This is a genomic window from Oligoflexia bacterium (genome assembly GCA_034439615.1).
GTDB lineage: Bacteria > Bdellovibrionota > Bdellovibrionia > JABDDW01 > JABDDW01 > JAWXAT01.
The window spans coordinates 49,410-65,526 of the sequence record JAWXAT010000056.1 but is presented as its reverse complement, the minus strand read 5'-3'; the positions used below and the strand labels follow the sequence as shown (position 1 = coordinate 65,526).

The following is a 16,117-nucleotide window of genomic DNA, read 5'->3' as shown; positions in this document are numbered from 1 at the left end:
CTTTGGGCTCTTTAGTATCTAATGCAATTAATTAATGACGAGTGCGTGAGCTAGTTTTTGAAGCTTTTTTGCTTTTAGCGCTTCCACCACTTCGACGTGCGAATGCTGATGCAACGCCAAGAACACCCAAAACTGCAATTGCTTGAGTTATGGATTTCCAGTTATTACCAAAATATCGAAGTGTACCTTCCATATCGGGAATATTTTCTGATACTTGGCTAAACATACGACTAGCTCGGCCTTTGCTTTCAACGCCTTCCATGTCAAAGTTTCCACCACGGTTAGCTGTACTTCGATTTTCTGATCTTGAAAAGTTACCTTGTTTCATTAGTTTCTCCTTAAATGTTAATATTAATTTTACTGCTGATTTGATGGTGTGTTAGTTGATGATTTTGAACTGGAAGATTTTGATCCAGTTGATTTTGATGATGCAGATGCAGCAGCACTTACTGTTGAAGCAATGCCTGTTTTAATAAGGGTGTCTTTTGCACTATCAACACCTTTAAGAATGCTCATAAGGGCTTTATCAATACCTTGACGTACATCATCCATAGCTAGTTCAAGACTTTTTCTGATTTCGCTCCATGCATTATCTAATTCAGGTTGTGCTGCTTCCCATGCTTGATCAGCGACACGGCGAATGCTTCCTTTAATACCAGAGCTGTTTAACATTGATGACCCTTCACTAATAAGGGATCTAATATTTTTTCTTTTATTTTCTTTTTGACCTGTACTTTTTTGATTAGCCATTTTTTTCTCCAGTTATGCGCGCATTTTTTTTGCGTGTTAATATATTCCAGTGTTGTATTTGCAATCTTGCTGCCAAAACCCTATAGCCTTAAAATTAGATTTATGAGGCATTGTTACTCAAAGGTGGGTTAATATGACGTGACATAAAACTAAAGAGAGAAGACCCATTGCAGGTCCTCTCTCTTTTATTGTCGATTCGGGGTTAGGTGAGACTAGGCGATGAGATACTTCGATTACTTCTTCACTTAATCTTTTGTAGTACTCGAAGTATTAACTAGCGTGGGTTCTTGAACTGGTGGTTTTCTAATTGTTCGTGTTAAGTTTGGACGTTTTTCTGGATGCGATGGATGAATCTTAACAAGTTGTCCTCTTTTTGCTGATTCATAAAGGGCTCTGATGATTTGTACATCCGCCATCCCTTCTAATCCTGAGGGTTGCGGATCTTCATTTTTTAAAACACAATTTGAAAAATAATGAAGCTCAGCTGCGAATTGATCGCGTCTTGCAAATTTTTTCTTAAGCGTTTTTCCATTAATTGTTATCTCGTGTTTTAGTGCTTCAGCGTATTCAAAGGCAGGCTCAACACGCAATTTTCCTTTGGTTCCTACGATTTCATACATTGAAGTGCCGACAGCCCCAAAACTCGCAGTAAACGTTGCTAATCTTTCTTTTGGAAAGCGCATAACTGCTGTTACCATTTCTTCGACCTGTTCAAAACGCGTGTCACCGTTATTAGCACTAAATGCAAATACTTCTAATGGCTCATCTTGAAATATGTAGCGAGCAGCGTTGATGCAATAAATACCAATGTCATAGAGTGTACCGCCACCTAAGTGATCTTGTAGCCTGATGTTATTTTTATTTTTGACTTGCATAGTGAATACTGAATTAAAAAGTCGTAGCTCACCAAGTTTACCTGACTGAGCGATTTTCACGGCTTGCATATTGCCTTCTTCGAAGTGAAGGCGATAGGCAATCATTAGTTTTGTATTGTGTTCTTGGGCACATTCAAACATGGCTTTGCTATCTTGTTCAGTAACAGCCATGGGTTTTTCGCAAAGCACATGAATACCTGCCTGAGCAGCACGTTCTGTGTATTCTCTGTGCATATTATTGGGGAGCGCAATATAGATGGCATCTATTTCACCACTCCTTAAACAATCATCATATTGTTCGTAAGAATAAGTGTGTTTCACGTGATATTTTTTACTGAGTTTTTTTAATTTCACAGGATCAGATGAGATGAGTGCAACGAGTTCAGAGTTTTTTGCGTGTTTAAATGCGGGTAATACTGCAACTTGGGAAATATGACCAAGACCTACAACAGCGTATCTGATTTTATTTTTTAATTTTTTAGGCACATCTATCTCCTTCTATAACGAGAGCTAGATATAGCAAAGAGAATGCCAGTATAGTTTAGCGTGGTGCAGCAAAAATAAATCAGGGCTTATAAATCAAATTTTGATTTTTTATATTCTTTAATGTCAGATTTAAGCGAACTGATGATAAATGCAAAAAAAGTCAAATCATCAGAAAAACCAAGCAGTGGTATAAAATCAGGAAGTACATCAAGTGGATTTACAAGATAGACAAGACCCGCGACAATGAGACCAATGGTCTTCCATGGGATTTTTTTATACCCACCTGTAGTCCATGATTTAACCATTTCGAAAAGTACATTCAGATCGGATTGAATATCGATAAACTGATCTTTATTGTCGCTAGTGAGGCGTTGTGCTTTCTTAAGAAGCTTGAGTGCTTTTAGTTTGTTCATGTTTTAGTAATCCTTTGCAACTAAGACATTTGTAATGAGTACCGCGGGTGAGGCGATTATAGAGTACAGTAGTTATCAAATGTGTTTTGCAATTACAAGTCACAGGCCAACGTCTTTGTTTATGTTTTTTTTCAACAACGAGTTCATGACATCGTTTGGGTTCAAATCCACAAAGTCGCATTAGCCCTTGCCATTTTGCGCCATGAGCAAGGGCTAAGGGCCACCTTTTGGATACAACAAGATGACACAGTTCATGAATATAAACTTCTTCAAGTATATCAGCTGTTTTTAAAAGATGAGGATTAAGCACGATTAAGTTTTTATAAGGATAACAAACACCAGCACGTGAACGCATTTTTGAATTCCATCTCACATCAAAGCTGTTCGACGAAAGCGGGGTGTAGGGCTTAGGGAGTTGTTCAAAATATGAATCCCACTTACTTTGAATATCATTTAGAAGTTTTGCATGCATATAAGACATTGTCGCTGGAACTATTATCCCATGCAAGATGAAGTTTCAAAATTACACCCACTATAAAATTTGATCCCATGGGGGGCTAACTGCAAAGGCTGAATTGATAAGCCCTACGTGTGAATAGGCTTGAGGGAAATTGCCCAATTGCATCTTAGTTTTAGAATTATAATGCTCAGAGTAGAGACCTAGAGAATTGGCCGAAACTTTAGTTTTTTCAATGATCGAATGTGCCATTTTCACATCACCAATGGCAGCAAAAGCACTGGCCATCCAAAACGAAATTGCAAGAAATGGAGTTTTTGGATTTCCGAAATCATCTTTTTTAATATAGCGATAAAAAAAGGCGGGTGGTTCATCGCCTTCTTTCATACCTAAGTTTTCCATAATCTCATAGAGTGTCTTACGGCTGAGCTCTTTGTCAGAGTATCGTAATATTGGTAAAAGTGAGAGTGATGCATCAAATGAAGGGTCATCAGAACTATTTCGTACAGAGCCTGCGATCGTTGAACCTTTAAGTAATGCTTCGGCTTTGAGTTTTCCTTGTGTTAACTTTTCTAAATCGAAATTACATTTACCCAGTTTTACCAATCGCTCAACACGTTCAATACCTGCCCAGCACAATAATGTCGAAAAAGAATGTACTTTCCATGCATTTCGAAATTCCCAAACTCCTGCATCAACTACACCCAAGGTAGCAATGCACTGATTGGCAAGTTTTCCTATCAGTGATTCAAGTGCTGATGTTCGATGACTGCTAAATCTATCATCAAAGAAAAGAGGAGCTAAACAAAGAATCATTTCACCGTAGACATCATTTTGCACGTGTGTCGCCGCATCATTGCCAGATCTTACAGGTTTTGAACCGTCAAAACCTGTCCAGTTATCATGGCTGAGTTCAGGTAGTGGTAATGTGGAATCAAGTTTATAAACAGGGTGCAGACCATCTTGTTTTGCATTTTCTGCGATTTGAAGTAAGAATTTTAAGAATCCTTCCATCTCTTCAAAATGACCTAGATTGTGAAATGCGGAGAGTGAAAAATAAGCATCTCGCAACCAACAAAAACGGTAATCCCAATTTCTTTCGTGTCCTACTTCTTCTGGTAAGCTACACGTGAGTGAAGCCAAAATTGCACCTGTGTCTTCGTAACAATGAAGTTTTAAGGCAAGGGCTGAGCGAATGACTTCTTGTTGAAATAAAGTTGGAATATTACAGTGTTTAACCCAAGTACGCCAATAATCGGTTGTTTGAATAAGAAACATTTCAACAGTGGGTCGAATATCACTTTCAAGTGAGGATCCCCAAGTTAATACAAAATAAATCGGTTCGTGAAATGCAAATGAAACATTATCAATCAAATATGTCATGGGCATATTTGTTGTGAGTCTTAAAGCTGAATCGTCAGATTGTCCTTTTTGAAAACGAATATGACTGTTTCCTTGAGTGACTCCAAGTGGAGTTTTTGACCATCCATCTACAGGTTTGCAATCCACTTGAATTGTCGGTGAGCCTTTAATGGGAATAACTTTTCTTATCAATGTGGGTGGACGATATATTCTGCCGAATTGTTCAAAGCGTGGGCAAAAGTCGATGATTTTATATTCAGCACCGTTTTTTTGGGTGAAGTGAGTTTCAAGAATATTTGTATTTGAAATATAGCGTGGAACGCCCTTTGCACCATCTGGTGACAAAATGGAAAAATGACCCCCTTGAGGGTCTAATATTTTTCCAAAAACTGGTGGGCTGTCAGGTCTTGGCAAACATAACCAGTCAATGGAACCACAATCTTTAACGAGAGCGTTGATATGACAATTTCCAATTGCACCGTAAGGATACATTTTATTTCCTTATTCCAAAAGGTTAGGTAGAAAAATGAAACAAGTTTTAAAGTTCATGATTCCACTTTTTATATTAATAAGTTCTCTCATATTTTTTTGCATCCGCCACCTTGATACTGTTCAAGAGCGTTGGTTTACTAGAGATCTCAACACTCGCTCTGAGCTCATTGCAAATTTAGTGCTTGAGAATCTGCGTGGTGCAAAAAGTCCCATTTTGACCCAAAAGTTTCAGGACGATCTGCCCCACTTTATTGCAATTTGTACCAGTAACAACACAATCAAGTTTTCGACCGCTCCACAAACTTTCAAAATAGACTGTTCTGAAATTAACAACAAGCTTTCGGGATCGTCTTACGTAAAGAAAATCGATGACCTTAAATTTCATGGCTATGTGACATCTTTAAATGAAGTGGGAATGGGAAAACTCGCAACATTTCATGATATGAGTTTTATGAGTAAGCGAAATAGTGATACTCGAAAATATTTTATATTCATGCTTATTGCATTTGCTGCATTTAGTTTACTTGTGACTTTAATTATTGCTCGTGCAAGTTGGAATGGTTGGCTTCATGCGATGAGAATGCTTGTTCGGGGCTTTCGCGGTTTTGTTGAGCCACCCACGCAAGCATTTTTACAATACACACCTATTGTTAAAGATTTAAGAAAACTTGTGCGTGATCTTGAGTCTCGAAGAATTGCACGTGATGACGCTAGACAAACTTGGTCACCGAAATTACTTAAAGAAATTTTGCATGAAGAATTATCTGACGAACAAGTTATCATTGTCGCAAATCGTGAGCCCTTTATTCATAATCGTACAGCTACTGGTACTATCGAAGTGCAACATCCGGCAAGTGGGTTAGTGACTGCCATGGAACCTATCATGGAAGCTTGTTCAGGAGTTTGGATCGCCCATGGGAGTGGTTCTGCTGATAAAGAATCAGTTGATAGTGATGATAAGGTAATGGTGCCACCTGATAAGCCAACTTATGCACTTCGACGTATTTGGTTAAGTAAAGAAGAAGAAGCTGGCTATTATTACGGATTCGCAAATGAAGGAATGTGGCCACTATGTCATATAGCCCATACCAGACCGATTTTTAGAACAGAAGATTATGAGCAATACAAAAAAGTAAATGCGCGGTTTGCACAAGCGGTCATTGAAGAAGCAAAATCAGAAGAGCCCGTAATTCTAATACAAGATTATCATTTTGCGTTATTGCCCAGTATGATTCGTGAGAAACTTCCAAAGGCGGTGATTATTACGTTTTGGCATATACCGTGGCCAAATCCAGAAGTGTTTGGAATTTGTCCTTGGAGAGAAGAGCTTCTAGAGGGTTTATTGGGAAGTAGTATTGTAGGATTTCATACTCAATTTCACTGTAATAACTTTTTTGAAACAGTTGATCGCTTTTTAGAATCACGCATTGATCGTGAGGGGTCGGCAATTTCTCATGCTGGTGTGTTAACCGGGGTTAAGCCGTACCCGATTTCAATTGAATGGCCGCCTAAACTTTTGAAAAATCAAAAGCCAATTCGAGAATGCCGTGAAGATATACGCGCGGAATTTGAACTTCCTGAAGAATTAAAAGTAGGCATTGGAGTAGATAGATTAGATTACACTAAAGGAATCGTAGAAAGAATGTTGGCGGTTGATAGGCTCTTAAAGCTTCACCCTCAATGGATTGGAAGATTTAGTTTTATTCAAATAGCTGCGCCCAGTAGAACGACAATTCCTAGTTACAAATTGCTTTATGACCAAGTTATATCAGTGGCCAAAGAGATAAATGAACGTCATGGAACTGAAAATTACAAACCTATCATTTTAAAGATGCAGCATTTCGAATCGCCGCAAGTTTATAAATTCTTTAGAGCGGCTGATATTTGTTATGTGAGCAGTCTTCACGACGGTATGAACCTTGTTGCTAAAGAGTTTATTGCTTCACGAGAGGATGAAAGAGGGGTTTTGGTTTTAAGTTCTTTTACTGGGGCTTCGCGAGAGTTGCCTGAAGCTTTGATTGTGAATCCGTATAATATAGATCAAGCAGCAGAGGCTCTTAATCAAGCATTGGGTATGTCTGAGCGTGAGCAGCGAGAACGTATGCGCAGTATGCGAAGCTCTATTCGTGAGTATAATGTATATCGCTGGGCAGGTCGTATGCTTTTAGATGCTGCAAGTATTCGAAAAAGAAATATGTTTAGTCGGCGAGTGCATAAATATTCTAACGAATATTCAGACGGAGTCTGTCGTGACGCGCCCGCTTTTTTCTAAGGCTGGCATAGAACGATTAAAAACATTAGTTCAAGAGTCTTGTTTAATCGGCTTTGACTTTGATGGAACACTTGTTTCAATTGTGTCTGACCCAAAAAAAGTCGTCGTTAAAAAGCAAGTTTTAAATCTTCTCAAACAACTTTCATTAAAAAAGTCTGTTGCTATTATTTCGGGTCGCAAGCGAAGTGATGTAATTAAATTTATTCCGATTAAAAAAATTCAAGTTTTGGGGAATCATGGCATTGAGGGTTCAAAAATTAATTTAAAAACGAAAAATAATATTTTCAATCAAGTCGCAAAATGGAATGAAAAATTAAAACCCCAAGTATTGAAGTATTCTGGAGTTAATATTGAGAATAAAAAATATTCATTATCGATTCATTATCGACATGCGATTAATAGATCAAAAACACGAGCGCAGTTATTAGAAATTATTAAAAAACTTGAAATTCGAGCTCGAGTAATTGATGGAATATTTGTATTAAATTTATTGCCATTAAAAAGTGGAAATAAAGGTGAAGCTTTAAAGAAATTAATAAAAAAGTCGGTTTGTACAACTTCACTTTATATTGGCGATGATATTACTGATGAGGATGCCTTTAAATTATCATCAAATCGCGTATTGACAGTACGCGTAGGTGTTTCAAAAAAAACCAAGGCTCAATTTCATTTAAAACAACAATCAGAGATTCTGAAGCTTCTTAAAACATTAAATCACATGGTCTAGGGTTTGCTACTTACGGAGGTATTCGTGTAGATGAGGTTTTAACTTCATTAAGAGGAGGAAATATGACCCAAAGAGCAGAAAGACCCCTTATTAAGCCCATGCCGCCAACGAGAGAAATGATTAGGCCCACGGTTGGTCCAAATGCCATTGATAAAAAATCAGATCGAAAAAATGTCAATTCTATGAATGAGGCCCTTGGAATATTTGAAGGTGCTGCAGACGACAGTGCAGAACAAGTGAAAGATGCAATGAAACTGGAGCATATTATTGCGCGAATGAAGCATACCTCTGTACCGGTAGTCGCACTAGCATTTGGGTGTGTCATCTCATTAGGTCTTATCATTGCAAGACGTGATTCAATAAAGGGGAGAAAAAATGCCAAAGCTCGCTGAGTCTTTAGTAACACTTGCTACGAGTGAAGCTGCTAAAAGTTATATTCATCGGATTAAAGATTTAAGGCATTTAGTTATTGGTGTATTTGGATTATTAATGGCCACGACAACCTTAATTGTTTCTTTTTTTATAATGGTTCACACAGGGCTTTTGGTTTCAGGAGTTCCATTAGAAAAAATACATTTAATTACTGCACTCACAGCTGGTGTTTTATTTTTAGGATCCCTTGGATCAATCTTAATGATATTTAGTGAAAAATTATGGATCAAAGTTTTTAAAATTAATGAACTGATTGATAAAGTTGTAGATTAGATTATTTTTTCAACCTTTTTTTACTTTGTATCATTATTTCATTGGCTCTATGGTTTGCCTCAACAAGTGATGCATACTTTCCGGGTTCTTCTACATGAACAATCGGTGATGTGTGGATTTTAAAACTTGTTCCTACAAGTGAAACCTTATTGATTGATACCATAAATTTTTCGATATGAAGTTTCATATTTGCATTAATTTCAGGTAGCAATATGCTGAGTTCATCTCCTCCACCTTGATAAATAATTAAAAGTTTATCAGGTCCGATGATTCGCTTAATTCCCCTAAATATTCTTCTAGACATTTTATTAAGCTGATTAGTTAGGGGCTTGTAGATGTTTTGAAGCTCGGTGATTTTTGCTCCTTTTGCTATCCATTGATCTTGTGCAAGGCGCGCCTGAAATCCTAGTCCTTCAACATCAGTAAGCATGACATAATAAGCATTGCGTCCATTTTCTAGGGCAATACGACTTTCCATTTGCCACGGGCCTCTAGGAGCACCTAGCGGATCTCGTGCACGGGATTGAATTAAGTCAGGATAATTAGAATATTTAAAAATCCCTTTACCCTCGGGCATCGGGAAAAAATCGCCGATACTTAAATCATTTAAATATGAGACAAATTTCGGTGTAATTTTTGTGGTGTCTGTTTTTGCTTGCTCAGTGAACCACTGTGTAAACTGTTGTTCTCCACCATTATTTCTTGAAACATAATTATGAAGTGCTTCTATGACGCGGTTCCAGTCAACATGAAGAGCTTGTGTGATTTTAACTAGCTTGTTTCTTCTTTCAAGCGCTTGGGCTTGCCATGTTTCATAACTCATATTGGGATCAGAAATATTTTTGGCCATTAAAAGTCTTGTTTTAAAGTGGGCAAGTTCGGGTGTGGGGCCGTAATCAAAAATAAGATTGTTATTAAACCAGTTTGTCCATGACCATCCACTTTTTTTAAGTTGAGTGAGTGTTTTACTTGTTTCAGCGCGTTTTGTAAGCCACTCGTCTACAATTTTGATAACAGGCTTTATGATTAACTCATGAAAATCAGCTTTATTCAGATGAGTTTGAACAAAAATATCTTTAAATTTTGTATCTAATATGCGGCCATGACTTGGAAATGAATCAAGATAACTATGCGTACTGAGGTAAATAATTTCTAATAATCCTTCTGTGCCAGTATAATTCCAAATATCTTCATTAAGATTTTTAATGCCCGAGAGTTGAATTTTGTAAATATTTTCATTAACAGTTTGGCTTGTTTTGTATGCTTTCCAGTGCGTTGCTTCAAGTTGAGCTTTTCCAAAAATAAATTTTCCACGCATGTGGTTTTTAACGTAACTATCATCAGTGGGGTTGATGAGGTAGCGTGGGTCACCGGCATGTAAATCTTCAAGAATGCGATTACAGTGATCTTGTATTGGCTGTACTTCGGAGCTAGCAAAACTCTGAGGAGTTATACTTAAAATAAATAATATAAGAGGAGATAATATGCTCCTCATGACAAAAGACGTTCCACGCATATCAAGGGTGATAAGAGCAATCAAAGTGCCAATGCGCAGTGCAATGTGTGAGATTTAATGTGAAGTTTCCACAGGTTAAGCCAAATACTGTCACTTGAATTGAAAAAAGTAAAATGGCGGCCTTTTAGACCGCCATTTGCTACCATTGAGAGAGGAGAAAGTTACCAAAACTTAATGGTAATCTTCTGATCTCAAGGAGCTACCGAATTCATCTGCATGTCTTTGTGCTTCTTCTTTACTAAAACCGTAACGATCAGTAAGGCCACCTACAAAATGCTCGCGGTTTCCTTTGTACTGATTAAGATCGTCATCAGTAAATTTGCCCCATTTTTCTTTAATCTTTCCTTTGATTTGATCCCATTTACCTTCAATTTCTAGCCAATTCATTTTTGAACTCCTTTCAAAAGTCATTTGAGATTCATTACTCGTCAAGATGCATATTCAATTTTTGTACCTTGAAGCGTTGCGTGATTATTTTGTGTAGAGAGCTGTTAAATTGTTTTTGAACATTAAAAGTTGTGTGGTGATTAATTTTTGTGAAGTTGCCATGACTCGTTTGTGACATTAAAACGCATGACGCAGTCAAATCGGCACTTACAATATACATTTGTTTTATGCTATTTCCTTATTATGCGGTGGATAGCACATGTTGATATGGATTCATTTTTTGTCTCAGTAGAGCGATTCTTTTCGCAAGAAAGCTAGACAGATGGACTTAATCTCAATAAAGTACGTAAGTACCATCAAACATTAGAGAATTTTAAATATTAAACTACTTATATATTTAATTAATTAAATAGTATATACTAATAATATATATTGAGGTGTAATATGAAAAAAGCCAAAATCTTTCAAAATGGACAAAGCCAGGCGGTTCGACTTCCGAAGGAATTCAGATTTGAAGGGAGCGAAGTCTACATCCAGCACGAAGGTAGCAACGTGATCTTAATTCCAATTAAAAAATCTTGGGAAAAGTTAAAAGAAAGCTTAAATCAATTTTCAGACGACTTTCTAAGTGAGCGTTCTCAGCCTTTACCAAAAAAGCGTGAGGGGTTTTAAGTGATCCACTACATGTTGGACACGGATATTTGTATATACATCATAAAAAAACGGTCCGCTTTAGTCCTGAACAAGCTCGAATTACTTTTGCCAGAACAGATTTTGATTTCATCTGTGACTATTGGAGAACTGATTTATGGCGTTGAAAAAAGCGAGCAGCGGGAGAAAAACCATAGTGCTCTAAAAAATTTCATGCAGCCCTTTACTATTTCTTCATTTGATGCTGATGCAGCTTTAGAGTTAGGTAAAATCCGCGCTCACCTCGAGAAAAAAGGGCAAATCATTGGTATTTTTGATCTTATGATTGCAGCCCAAGCCAGAGCTTTAGACGTGATTCTTGTAACAAATAATGAACGTGAATTCCGTCGTGTACCTGAGCTACGAGTGGAAAATTGGACGAAGTAATTTTAGCAAATGAAATTGACTAATGGTTTTAATTGACTGCCTTTTATTCGGGCACGACCATGAAGTTGTGAGTGTGAGAAAACTTGTAGATGAAAAAAGCTCGGGTCCTCAACAAATGAATTTGTTTGAGAATCCCGAGCGTCGAGAGAGGGTCGAAAAACTGGAGCACCTTAAAGATGAGCTCCATCGAAAATTTGGCCCCAAGGTATTATTGCGACCTCGGTAACCGTTGAAATACTTATTTAGTTTGATCCGGCTAGTTCTTTTGCTTTTTTAACAGCAGCACCAGCATCAACCATTCCGTTAGCTAAAACTTTACCCGTGAGATGGGGTGTGAGTTTTGCTGTTTCGATCAAAATCGATTTAACTTGTTTTGAAGTTAAATTTGGGTTGGCCGCGTACATGAGTCCCACAACACCTGTTACATGTGGTGCTGCCATAGATGTTCCGCTGATTGTGTAATACAAAACTCGTCGCAGTGGTGATTGCATTGGGTTCCAGGTGCTATAAATATTTTCACCTGGTGCTGCGATATCAACTGATTTAGCACCATAGTTTGAAAACCCAGAGAGTTTTCCTTTTACATCACTGATTGATGCAACGGAAATAATACTATCTAGATCATATGCAGCTGGATACATGGGATATTTATCTGCATTTTGACCGTCGTTACCTGATGCGGCAACAAAGAGAACACCTTTTTTACCAGCATAGTCGATAGCATCATAAAGTGCTTGGGCAAATTCATCTCCACCCCAGCTAGCGTTAATGACCTTTGCTCCGTTATCAGCAGCGTACACAATAGATTTAATTGCAGCGTCATCTGTACCGCTGCCATCCATGCCGATAAATTTCACGGTCATAAGACTGGTTTCCCAGTTTACTCCGGCGATTCCACTGTTATTTCCAACTGCGCCGATGGATCCGGCTACGTGTGTGCCGTGGTAATGATTTTCCATGGGGTTACCAACATTTGTTTCAAAATTGTAACCATGAACATCGTCGATATAACCATTGCCATCATCGTCAATTTTATTTTTTGTTTTATCTTTACCGTTTGCATCGAGGCCTGTTTCGCCAGCGTTTCTCCAAAGATTATTTTTAAGATCTGAATGCTCAAGCCACGTGCCGGTATCGCTTACTGCGATAATAACTTTGCGACTTCCTTTGGTGATAGCCCAAGCGGGGAGAGCATTGATGGCGCGCATTCCCCACATATTTACTTCACTTGGGTAAGACGGACCTTTTTTACCAATGGCATAACGTTTGTGATTAACTTCGATGTACTCAATTTCATTTCCCATACTCAGTGAAAGCGTATTTATTTGAGTGGGTTGGCCAGAAATAACAGCCATATTTAATTGAGGAATAAGCGATTCTACCTCGCCATTGGTAATGGCTTTTATGGTGTTCAAATTTTTTGTGCTAATTGGATTTTTGAATTTAACAATGTACTGACCAGCAAAACTGGTTTGTGCGAATAGCACGAGCATACTGATTATGAATAAATTTCTCATCGACCCTCCCTGGTGCGCTTTTAATACTGTTTAGTCGTTCAGGCGATCCCCCCATGGTCTCGCCTTGATATTCAAAAAGGCTAGCACGCCAAAAGTACTTGAATCAACGATTGCATAAAAGACTAGACTTATGGATAGCTCTTTAACGCCATGCTGGTAGCTGGTTTTAAGGCCAGTACTATTATTGCTGTGATGTGGCAGGTCTGCGATCAATGCTATTGCGTGCAGTTTTGTTTCGCGATTTTGCAAGTGCGAGTTCTTGACGCTTATGTGAAACAAATGCTCGGCGTTTTTCCATTTCGATGGTATTTAAGCGAGCGATCTCTTCAAACTTTTTAGTCTCAGAGATAGTTTTGCGATATTCATTCTCAAGTGCTTTTATGTCAGCTTGTGCTGTAGCAAGTGCCATGCGGCCTTGATCTCGCTTTGCTAAAGTTTGTGCGCGTTTTTCTTTAGCGATGTCTAAAGCGTTTACTCCGCGTTCAGCAATGTGTGTTGCCACTGCTAGTTTTTTCTCTAAAGTGAGTGATTCTCTTTCAAGTTGAGCTGCTTCAATTAAAGTTTTCTTGCGTTCAGCTAAAATGAGCTTGGTTTCATTTTCTTTTTGAACACGTTGGTCAATTGCAGTTTGTTTTCTTAATGCTGTTTGAGTCTTTTTCACCTTTGATTGTTCGTGAGCGATTTTTGCTTTTTCAGCGCGTTCTTGAGCTTTGCGTGCTTGAATTTCTGCTTTTTCTGAATCTTTTTCGAGTTTTTGAATTTGTCTTTCTAAGAAAGCTGTTTCTTTTTTATCGCGACGTTGTTCTTTTTCGGCTTTTGAGCGGCGAAATTCAGAATCGTTCATTGAAATTCTTGTACGTTTTTCTACAACTTTTTTTCGATTGCGAGTATTTGATAGTTCTTTTGCTAATTCTTTAGCTCGAATTGTTTGATGACGAGCTTCGTTGAGTGACTGTTCGCGTTGGCCTTCAAGATCATGAATATCAAGGTTCTCAATTTCAGCTTCAAATGATTTTTCACCAAGTTCAGCGATTTTGCTATTAGTCGCAAGAGCCTTTGATGTCGTCATCAAAACTAGAATTGCTACAACCAAACTCATTTTTTTCATAACCAACCTCCGCTTAAGTGAGCTTTTTGTTACTGTGTTAAGAACAGTATTTCCAATTAGCTCGTACATAAGATTAATCGGTAGCTAGACTAAAATCTTAAGGACTTTCTGCTAGTTAATGTTTCTTAAATTGCTTAAAAGTTTGTCATTTAAATTCAACATCAAGCTTGTAAGCCGTAGATCTGTATGCTGCACTTAAGTCGTAAGTAGTTTATGGATAAATTTTGATTCAATGGTTTTCATTTAAGGAGGAACCAGAAATGAAACTCTTAACCTTATGTCTTTTATTTATTGGAATATTTTTTACTCAGAGCTCACAAGCAGCTCGTTATAATTCTGATTGTCACGGAAATAGCTGTATGCAGTATGGCTGGAACGTTCAACAAATGGGTGGTCATTACCAAAGTAACACTCAATGCGTGAATGGCGGTTGTTCTCAAGGTGGTTGGCAGACATATGACAATGCTGGATACCAAGTCAGCGTTCATTGTTATCAGGGTGGTTGTTTTCGTGCAGGTTGGAGCGGACAAGTTTTCACAAATGGTATGACGTATTATGAGCAAGGTCTTTGCTGGGGTGGAAATTGTTTGCGTAATGGTTGGCGCATACAAACCAATTGGGGCATTCAAGATGTAGTATGTCTCAACGGTGATTGTGCCCGATTCGGTTGGGAAAGCCGCAGAGTAAATGGTGTCTCGCGAACTTATTGCAAAAATGGTGATTGTTTTCGATTTGGCTGGGTCACTGATGTTTGGGGATCTCGAGCTCAGAGTTGTAGTCTGTGAGTTAAATATGTTGATGTGTGGTGTGTGCGTGCATGCTAGCGCGCACACATTTTTGATGGGGTAATTCGATTTGCCTATTCACCTATTGCCCTGGTATAAGACCGCTTATGAATAAATACCGCGATCGTAAGCTTAGTCCTACAGGCACTTCGCTTGAACCGTTAGAGAAAAAAATCTATCAAAAGCTTAAGTCCCTACGCCCAAAATTAGAAGGTGAAAAACTCATTGTGGCAGTCAGCGGGGGTATTGATTCTATAGTTCTTCTTAATGTCTTTTGTTCACTTTCAACAAGGCTTGGTTATTCACTACATGTCATTCATGTGAATCATGGAGTCCGAGGCTTTGACTCTGATGCTGATGCGGCATTCGTTAAAGCTCAGTGTAAAAAATTAAAAATACTTAACTCTATTAAAAAACTCGCTAATATAAAATCTGATGCAGGAGAAGGGCTTCTTCGCGATAAGCGCTATGAAGTTCTTTTTGCTGCTCAGAAAAAATTAAAAGCTTCGTTTATTGTTATTGCACATCATCGTGATGATCTATTAGAAACGCGCCTAATAAGGCTCTTACAAGGTACGGGCATTCATGGTCTTAAAGCCATGGTTATTCAAAGTAAAGAAGGGTTACTGCGCCCATTTTTAGATATTAATAGATCTGAAATTGAACAATATGCTCGTAAAAAAGATTTAAGTTGGCGAAACGACGCCACCAACGAAGACACGGCAAAACTTCGTAATTGGGTCAGGCGTAAATGGCTACGTCCCCTACGTAATGAACATCCGGGGTACATCGATAATCTTTTTGAAAGTCTTCAGCGCATTGTTCAAAATAATAACCCAGTAACTCTTGATTCAGTTTTTGATCGAAAAATAGCACTTACTTTTGATGAGCCCAAAATTGATGAAAAGCTTTATAACTTTTTGCGTCATCATGCTCAAACTCGAATAACAAGCAGGCATGTGAACGAGTTTAAGAAACGATTAAGATCTCCACAGCGTCACTTTGTATTTCGACTTGCTGGAGTAAATTGGATGGTATCCCTAGACTCCGTCGCGCCACGTTAAGTTCGTGTTGAAAAACTGAAATTTAATCTTTCCCTTCCCTTGACATAAGACTTGAAAGTCGAGACTCTACCCGTTGGAAGGCTAGATTTTTCGGCCTGAAAAACACGGTTACTATGGTAAACTT

18 protein-coding genes are annotated in these 16,117 nt (G+C 38.2%); 8 read left to right on the top strand and 10 right to left on the bottom strand.

Features of this window, described 5'->3' with window-relative positions; all coding sequences use genetic code 11:
- Window positions 1–31: 31 nt before the first annotated feature.
- The 6 genes from SGI74_13640 to SGI74_13615 form a co-directional block, all read right to left on the bottom strand.
- Window positions 32–328, bottom strand: a complete 297-nt coding sequence (locus tag SGI74_13640; protein MDZ4678535.1) for a hypothetical protein — start codon at window positions 326–328, stop codon at window positions 32–34.
- 29 nt (window positions 329–357) lie between these two features.
- Window positions 358–750: a hypothetical protein gene (locus tag SGI74_13635; GenBank protein MDZ4678534.1), complete on the bottom strand. Its 393-nt coding sequence runs from the start codon at window positions 748–750 to the stop codon at window positions 358–360.
- Window positions 751–995: 245 nt separating this feature from the next.
- Window positions 996–2,111: a Gfo/Idh/MocA family oxidoreductase gene (locus SGI74_13630; protein ID MDZ4678533.1), complete on the bottom strand. Its 1,116-nt coding sequence runs from the start codon at window positions 2,109–2,111 to the stop codon at window positions 996–998.
- An 86-nt stretch (window positions 2,112–2,197) separates the two neighbouring features.
- Entirely contained in the window at window positions 2,198–2,524 is a 327-nt protein-coding gene (locus tag SGI74_13625) for a DUF1232 domain-containing protein (protein MDZ4678532.1), read from the bottom strand.
- Window positions 2,493–2,996 (bottom strand): SprT-like domain-containing protein, encoded by a 504-nt coding sequence (locus SGI74_13620; protein MDZ4678531.1) that lies wholly within the window; start codon window positions 2,994–2,996, stop codon window positions 2,493–2,495. Before SGI74_13620 ends, SGI74_13625 begins: the two co-directional genes overlap by 32 nt.
- Before the next feature lie 60 nt (window positions 2,997–3,056).
- Complete coding sequence (locus tag SGI74_13615) at window positions 3,057–4,835, bottom strand: glycoside hydrolase family 15 protein (GenBank protein ID MDZ4678530.1); 1,779 nt, start codon at window positions 4,833–4,835, stop codon at window positions 3,057–3,059.
- A gap of 34 nt (window positions 4,836–4,869) precedes the next feature.
- Here SGI74_13615 and SGI74_13610 point away from each other — a divergent pair, with 34 nt between their 5' ends.
- The 4 genes from SGI74_13610 to SGI74_13595 all read left to right on the top strand — a co-directional run bounded on the left by SGI74_13610 (window position 4,870) and on the right by SGI74_13595 (window position 8,539).
- Window positions 4,870–7,107, top strand: a complete 2,238-nt coding sequence (locus tag SGI74_13610) for a trehalose-6-phosphate synthase (GenBank protein MDZ4678529.1) — start codon at window positions 4,870–4,872, stop codon at window positions 7,105–7,107.
- Window positions 7,085–7,834 carry a trehalose-phosphatase gene (otsB, locus tag SGI74_13605; protein ID MDZ4678528.1) on the top strand — a complete coding sequence of 250 codons (750 nt, stop codon included), beginning with the start codon at window positions 7,085–7,087 and terminating at the stop codon, window positions 7,832–7,834. The genes SGI74_13610 and otsB overlap by 23 nt, the downstream gene beginning before the upstream one ends.
- 62 nt (window positions 7,835–7,896) lie before the next feature.
- The gene (locus SGI74_13600; protein ID MDZ4678527.1) at window positions 7,897–8,226 is read left to right on the top strand and encodes a hypothetical protein; all 330 of its coding nucleotides are present in this window, start codon (window positions 7,897–7,899) and stop codon (window positions 8,224–8,226) included.
- Window positions 8,210–8,539 (top strand): hypothetical protein, encoded by a 330-nt coding sequence (locus SGI74_13595; protein ID MDZ4678526.1) that lies wholly within the window; start codon window positions 8,210–8,212, stop codon window positions 8,537–8,539. The genes SGI74_13600 and SGI74_13595 overlap by 17 nt, the downstream gene beginning before the upstream one ends.
- A 1-nt stretch (window position 8,540) precedes the next feature.
- On the opposite strand, the gene SGI74_13590 is transcribed toward SGI74_13595, so the two are convergent.
- The gene (locus SGI74_13590) at window positions 8,541–10,034 is read right to left on the bottom strand and encodes a hypothetical protein (protein MDZ4678525.1); all 1,494 of its coding nucleotides are present in this window, start codon (window positions 10,032–10,034) and stop codon (window positions 8,541–8,543) included.
- Between the two features lie 192 nt (window positions 10,035–10,226).
- Window positions 10,227–10,442 (bottom strand): CsbD family protein, encoded by a 216-nt coding sequence (locus tag SGI74_13585; GenBank protein MDZ4678524.1) that lies wholly within the window; start codon window positions 10,440–10,442, stop codon window positions 10,227–10,229.
- A gap of 444 nt (window positions 10,443–10,886) precedes the next feature.
- Here SGI74_13585 and vapB point away from each other — a divergent pair, with 444 nt between their 5' ends.
- Window positions 10,887–11,114 (top strand): type II toxin-antitoxin system VapB family antitoxin, encoded by a 228-nt coding sequence (gene vapB, locus SGI74_13580; protein MDZ4678523.1) that lies wholly within the window; start codon window positions 10,887–10,889, stop codon window positions 11,112–11,114.
- Window positions 11,115–11,519, top strand: a complete 405-nt coding sequence (locus SGI74_13575) for a type II toxin-antitoxin system VapC family toxin (GenBank protein ID MDZ4678522.1) — start codon at window positions 11,115–11,117, stop codon at window positions 11,517–11,519.
- A gap of 242 nt (window positions 11,520–11,761) precedes the next feature.
- On the opposite strand, the gene SGI74_13570 is transcribed toward SGI74_13575, so the two are convergent.
- Entirely contained in the window at window positions 11,762–13,036 is a 1,275-nt protein-coding gene (locus SGI74_13570; protein ID MDZ4678521.1) for a S8 family peptidase, read from the bottom strand.
- A 181-nt stretch (window positions 13,037–13,217) separates the two neighbouring features.
- Window positions 13,218–14,144 (bottom strand): hypothetical protein, encoded by a 927-nt coding sequence (locus SGI74_13565; GenBank protein ID MDZ4678520.1) that lies wholly within the window; start codon window positions 14,142–14,144, stop codon window positions 13,218–13,220.
- 260 nt (window positions 14,145–14,404) lie between these two features.
- Here SGI74_13565 and SGI74_13560 point away from each other — a divergent pair, with 260 nt between their 5' ends.
- A complete protein-coding gene (locus SGI74_13560) occupies window positions 14,405–14,929 on the top strand; it encodes a hypothetical protein (GenBank protein ID MDZ4678519.1) in 525 nt (174 codons plus the stop codon).
- Window positions 14,930–15,036: 107 nt separating this feature from the next.
- Window positions 15,037–15,993, top strand: coding sequence for a tRNA lysidine(34) synthetase TilS (gene tilS / locus SGI74_13555; GenBank protein MDZ4678518.1), 957 nt, complete (start codon window positions 15,037–15,039; stop codon window positions 15,991–15,993).
- Window positions 15,994–16,117: the final 124 nt, after the last annotated feature.

What these genes read in the sequence shown, in the direction of transcription:
- SGI74_13640 (MDZ4678535.1), bottom strand. Translation starts at nt 328, where the DNA reads ATGAAACAAGGTAACTTTTCAAGATCAGAAAATCGAAGTACAGCTAAC.
- SGI74_13595 (MDZ4678526.1), top strand. Translation starts at nt 8,210, where the DNA reads ATGCCAAAGCTCGCTGAGTCTTTAGTAACACTTGCTACGAGTGAAGCT.
- SGI74_13625 (MDZ4678532.1), bottom strand. Translation starts at nt 2,524, where the DNA reads ATGAACAAACTAAAAGCACTCAAGCTTCTTAAGAAAGCACAACGCCTC.
- SGI74_13560 (MDZ4678519.1), top strand. Translation starts at nt 14,405, where the DNA reads ATGAAACTCTTAACCTTATGTCTTTTATTTATTGGAATATTTTTTACT.
- SGI74_13570 (MDZ4678521.1), bottom strand. Translation starts at nt 13,036, where the DNA reads ATGAGAAATTTATTCATAATCAGTATGCTCGTGCTATTCGCACAAACC.
- SGI74_13600 (MDZ4678527.1), top strand. Translation starts at nt 7,897, where the DNA reads ATGACCCAAAGAGCAGAAAGACCCCTTATTAAGCCCATGCCGCCAACG.
- tilS (MDZ4678518.1), top strand. Translation starts at nt 15,037, where the DNA reads ATGAATAAATACCGCGATCGTAAGCTTAGTCCTACAGGCACTTCGCTT.
- SGI74_13635 (MDZ4678534.1), bottom strand. Translation starts at nt 750, where the DNA reads ATGGCTAATCAAAAAAGTACAGGTCAAAAAGAAAATAAAAGAAAAAAT.
- SGI74_13610 (MDZ4678529.1), top strand. Translation starts at nt 4,870, where the DNA reads ATGAAACAAGTTTTAAAGTTCATGATTCCACTTTTTATATTAATAAGT.
- vapB (MDZ4678523.1), top strand. Translation starts at nt 10,887, where the DNA reads ATGAAAAAAGCCAAAATCTTTCAAAATGGACAAAGCCAGGCGGTTCGA.
- SGI74_13615 (MDZ4678530.1), bottom strand. Translation starts at nt 4,835, where the DNA reads ATGTATCCTTACGGTGCAATTGGAAATTGTCATATCAACGCTCTCGTT.
- SGI74_13585 (MDZ4678524.1), bottom strand. Translation starts at nt 10,442, where the DNA reads ATGAATTGGCTAGAAATTGAAGGTAAATGGGATCAAATCAAAGGAAAG.
- SGI74_13590 (MDZ4678525.1), bottom strand. Translation starts at nt 10,034, where the DNA reads ATGAGGAGCATATTATCTCCTCTTATATTATTTATTTTAAGTATAACT.
- SGI74_13565 (MDZ4678520.1), bottom strand. Translation starts at nt 14,144, where the DNA reads ATGAAAAAAATGAGTTTGGTTGTAGCAATTCTAGTTTTGATGACGACA.
- SGI74_13620 (MDZ4678531.1), bottom strand. Translation starts at nt 2,996, where the DNA reads ATGCATGCAAAACTTCTAAATGATATTCAAAGTAAGTGGGATTCATAT.